At 67.8% G+C, this 4,770-nt stretch carries 5 protein-coding genes; 3 read left to right on the forward strand and 2 right to left on the reverse strand.

What is annotated here, in order from left to right:
• Positions 1-72: 72 nt before the first annotated feature.
• Positions 73-1,461, forward strand: a complete 1,389-nt coding sequence (locus RWP81_RS14370; RefSeq protein WP_314457209.1) for a glycine--tRNA ligase — start codon at positions 73-75, stop codon at positions 1,459-1,461.
• Positions 1,462-1,595: 134 nt separating this feature from the next.
• Positions 1,596-2,663, forward strand: a complete 1,068-nt coding sequence (locus tag RWP81_RS14375; protein WP_314457211.1) for an alpha/beta hydrolase — start codon at positions 1,596-1,598, stop codon at positions 2,661-2,663.
• Between the two features lie 52 nt (positions 2,664-2,715).
• On the opposite strand, the gene RWP81_RS14380 is transcribed toward RWP81_RS14375, so the two are convergent.
• On the reverse strand, positions 2,716-3,888 hold the full coding sequence (locus RWP81_RS14380; RefSeq protein ID WP_314457213.1) for a Fic/DOC family N-terminal domain-containing protein: 1,173 nt from the start codon (positions 3,886-3,888) through the stop codon (positions 2,716-2,718).
• A gap of 246 nt (positions 3,889-4,134) precedes the next feature.
• On the reverse strand, positions 4,135-4,497 hold the full coding sequence (locus RWP81_RS14385) for a hypothetical protein (RefSeq protein ID WP_314457215.1): 363 nt from the start codon (positions 4,495-4,497) through the stop codon (positions 4,135-4,137).
• 73 nt (positions 4,498-4,570) lie between these two features.
• Between RWP81_RS14385 and RWP81_RS14390 the strand changes: the two genes are divergently transcribed.
• On the forward strand, positions 4,571-4,770 hold a 200-nt coding region (locus RWP81_RS14390), incomplete at its 3' end, for a hypothetical protein (protein WP_314457217.1).

Consider the following 4,770-nt stretch of genomic DNA (forward strand, 5'->3'; position numbering starts at 1 on the left):
GGGCCGCTTCGATAAACTGGATGCCGCGCACTCGCGCACGATCCCCATATCTTTGCGACCATTGGAGCCACCGTGGCCGAACAGTCCCGCCTCGACAAGGTCATCGCCCTCGCCCGCCATCGCGGGTTCGTGTTCCAGGCCGGTGAGATCTACGGCGGTTCGCGCTCGGCGTGGGACTACGGCCCCCTCGGCACGGAGCTGAAAGAGAACATCCGCCGCCAGTGGTGGCAGACGTTCGTGCGCGGTCGCGGCGACATGGTGGGCCTGGACTCGAGCATCATCCTGCCCAAGCGCGTGTGGGAGGCGTCGGGCCACGTCGCCACCTTCACCGACCCGCTGGTGGAGTGCCTCAGCTGCCACAAGCGCTTCCGCGCCGACAACCTCATCGAAGACTTCGAGGCCCGCAAGAACCGCAAGGCCGAGAACGGTCTCGCCGACGTACCGTGCCCCAACTGCGGCACCAAGGGCCAGTACACCGAGCCCAAGTCGTTCTCGGGCCTGGTCAAGACCTACCTCGGCGTCGTCGACGACGAGTCGGGCCTGCACTTCCTCCGCCCCGAGACCGCGCAGGGCATCTTCGTGAACTTCTCGAACGTGCTCACGGCATCCCGTCGCAAGCCCCCGTTCGGCGTCGGCCAGGTCGGCAAGGCGTTCCGCAACGAGATCACGCCCGGAAACTTCATCTTCCGCACGCGCGAGTTCGAGCAGATGGAGATCGAGTACTTCACCCCGCCCGCCGAGGCGAACGAGTGGTTCGAGCACTGGGTCGAGGCGTGCTGGGACTGGTTCATCGAGCTGGGCATCGACCCCGAGAACATGAAGCGCTTCGACGTCCCTGAGGACGACCGCGCGCACTACTCCGCCGGCACGATCGACGTCGAGTACCGCTTCGGCTTCCCGGGCAAGGAGTGGGGCGAGCTCATGGGCGTCGCCAACCGCACCGACTACGACCTCAAGAGCCACTCCGAGGCGTCGGGTCAGTCGCTCACGTTCTTCGATCAGGCTTCGGGCGAGAAGTACACGCCCTACGTCATCGAGCCCTCGTTCGGCCTGACCCGCGCGATGATGGCGTTCCTCGTCGACGCGTACCGCGAAGAAGAGGTGCCCAACGCCAAGGGCGGCACCGACACCCGCACGGTGCTCAAGCTCGACCCGCGCCTCGCGCCCGTCAAGGTCGCCGTGCTGCCGCTCTCGCGCAACGAGCGCCTGTCTCCGCTGGCGCGCGAGGTCGCCGACACGCTGCGTGCGGCCGGGTGGAACATCGACTTCGATGACGCCGGCGCCATCGGCCGCCGCTACCGCCGCCAGGACGAGATCGGCACCCCGTTCTGCGTCACCGTCGACTTCGACTCGCTCGACGACAACGCCGTGACGGTCCGCGATCGCGACACGATGGGCCAGGAGCGCATCGGTCTCGATGCCCTGCACGGCTACCTCGCGGAGCGCCTGCGCGGGGCCTGACCCCCGACGAACGACCGGATGCCGTCGCCCGAGGGTGGCGGCATCCGTCGTTCCCGCGGTCGGCGGGCCGCGGAGCGCGCGACGTCGCCGCCTCGGCTGCCACACTGAGCACGGGGAGAACGAGGGGATCACGAATGAAGCCACAGCCGGATGCCGAGCACCCGATGCCGCGGCGCAAGCGACGGCGTCTCGCCGTGTCCGCCGCGATCATCGTGGGCGTCGCGCTCGTGGTCACCGCGGTCTTCTCCCTCACCCCGTGGCCGTCGGCGATGATCGTGCGCGCGGTCTTCGAGAAGAACGGCGCCGACACCGTCGCCGAGATGCAGCGCCACGTTCCCGACACGCCGCTGCGCACCGAGCTCGGCGTGCCGTACGGCGACGCGCAGAATGCTGCGGGCGGTGGGGACACGACCCTCGACCTCTTCACCACGGCCGACGAGGGGGAGAGGCGACCAGCCGTCATCTGGATCCACGGCGGAGCCTGGGTCTCGGGCTCGTCGGCCAACGTCGACCCGTACCTGCGCATCCTCGCCTCCACCGGCTACAGCGCGATCGGTCTGAACTACAGCCTCGGCCCCGAGCAGGTGTATCCCACCGCCGTCCGACAACTCAACGACGCCCTCGCCTACATCGACGCGCACGCCGACGACCTCTCGGTCGACCCGGACCGGATCGTGCTGGCCGGGGACTCGGCGGGTGCCCAGCTCGCCAGCCAGCTGGCCGCGCTCACCACCGACAGCGAGTACGCCGACCTGCTCGACATCGCACCGGCGCTCTCGGCGCCGCAGCTCGTGGGGGTCGTGTTGAACTGCGGCATCTACGACCTGCGCTCGATGGACGACCTCAACGGCCTGATCGGGTGGGGATTCTCGTCGTCGCTGTGGGCCTACACCGGCACCAAGGACTGGTCGGTCGAGAGCGCGGGCGCGACCATGTCGACGATCGACTTCGCGGCATCCGGATTCCCGCCGACCTACATCAGCGGAGGCAACGGCGACGGCCTCACCTGGCTGCAGGGCATTCCGATGGCGCAACGCCTGCGGCAGCTCGACGTCGATGTGACCACGCTGTTCTGGCCGGCGGATCACACCCCCGCCCTGCCGCATGAGTACCAGTTCCACCTCGACCGGCCCGAGGCGCAGCAGGCGCTGGCCGAGACGGTGACGTTCCTGGCGAAGGTGGCCCCGCTGACGGTGGAGTGATGTGGGGACTGGGTTCCGCTTCCGCCGATGTCGGAAGAGTCGGGTCCTGTGTTCACTCGTCTTCGTAGCGCATGGGCATCTCGATCACCTCGAAGATGGCGGGTGCGTACCATCGCTCCCGCCCGCCGCGCCCGTGGGTGCCGAGCGAGCGAAGCCATCCCCGTGTCTCGGCATTCTTGATGAGGTTGCGCGCCCCCTGATTGGTGAGGTCCAATCCGTCCTGGACGGACTTGACGGTGACGAAGGGGTTGCGCACGATGATGTCGACGAGTCGGGGCAGGCTCGAGCGTTCCTTGATCGCGTCGGCGTGATAACTCTCGCGGATCGATATGAGGCGACGTGAACGTGTGACGGCGTCGTCAGCCTGCGCTCGTACGGCATCGAGAAAGAAGACGAACCACCCCTCGATGTCGGCGCTCTCGCGGACAGCCTGCAGCCGCTGGTAGTACTCCTCACGGTGGGTTTCGAAGTAATTGGAGAGATAGAGCAGCGGAAGCGGGAGCCGCTTGCGTTCCATGAGTAGGAGGTTGATGAGCAGGCGCCCGATTCGTCCGTTTCCATCGAGGAACGGGTGGATCGTCTCGAACTGGTAGTGCATGAGCGCTGCCTGAACGAGCGCGGGAAGCGCCCGACCGTCGTCGTTGACGAACCGCTCCCAGTCCGCGAGGAGGTCGCCGAGGTGGTGCGGCAACGGGGGGACGAATGTTGCGGTGTCGGGGGTTGCTCCTGCTCGACCCACCCAAACCGGTGAACGTCGAAACTCCCCAGGCGACTTCTCCTCGCCTCGCACGCCTGTCAGGAGAGTCTCATGCACCTGCAGAATGAGCCGCTGGGTGAGGGGAAGGGTTGCTGCCAACTCATACGCCTGGTTCGTAGCCTGGAGGTACCGGTGCACCTCGGCCGTGTCGTCATTTCGTGCGTCGGCGTCGATCTCCGCCTGGAAGACCTCCGAAAGTGATGCCTGGGTTCCTTCGATACGCGAGCTGGCGAGAGCCTCGCGGCGGAGGTACGGCCCAATGAGGAGAGACGGATCTGTGATGAGCATGCCGAGGCCTTGCAGATGCCCCAACGCTGCATCCGCCTCCGACAATGAGGACACCACGGAGGCGGAGAGGTCGAGTCCGCGAGGGATCGGACGCGGATGGTAGTAAACGAAGGCGTCCTTCTTGCCCGGTTCGCGAGTCGCTCGGCCGAAGACGGAGTCTGCAAATTTCGTGGCATCCACCCTGCGAAACTACAACAAGATCGGCTTTCAGTTGGAGCGTGGGGTTGTCGTCTCTATTTTCGTTGGAGCGTGACGTGCACTGACCCCCAGAAGTCGTTCCTGGTGGGATCGTAGGGGGCTGAATCACAGCGTGAAGAGACCAGCGTCGACATGTTACGACGGCCCGACAGGTCGCAGATGACGCAACGACAGCGTTCGCGGTCGAGAGATCGGCCCGCAGGCGGGCCGTCGCCATCGTCGCCCGGTTCAGCCCAGGTGCACCGCCGCCCCGCCGCGAGCGGCGGCTGCCGCCTCGATCAGGCGCATGCCGATGACGCCCTCGGGCTCCCACGTCGTGTAGCAATCGGTCGCCCATCCCGCGTCGGCCGGCGGTTCGACGGTGCCGTAGACGCGGGCGACCTCCGCCGGTGAGGGCAGGAGCCGTGGGCGCAGCACCGTCAGCACGACCCGGTCGAGCATCACGACCTGGGCGGCCGCGCCGTCGTCGAGCGGGCGCACCTCGATCGGTGTCGCCGCGAGCTCCTCGGGCGTGAGCACGGCCGAGACGGCTTCCGCCAGCGCCGCGATGTCGATGGGTTCGCGCGTGAACGCGGCACTACTGCGGGGCACGGTTCCTCCTCCGTCGGGTCAGGGGCGGCTGCTCGCCGTCGGGCGTCTCGGGCGCGGTGGCACTGTCCGGCTCATGAGCACTGCCGGGCGGTGTCGCGGTGCCGGGCTCAGTTGCACGGCCGAGCGGGGTCGCGGTGGTCGTCGGTGCGGCGGGGAGCGTGGCGTCCTCGACCCCGGGAACGTCGGCGCCGGCTTCGGCGCCCACCTCGCCGTCCTCTGCACCCCGAGCCGCGGCATGTTCGCCGGCCCCGGCGCCCGCCGTGTCCTCCGCGT

This window comes from uncultured Microbacterium sp., from assembly GCF_963521695.1.
Taxonomy (GTDB): Bacteria; Actinomycetota; Actinomycetes; order Actinomycetales; family Microbacteriaceae; genus Microbacterium.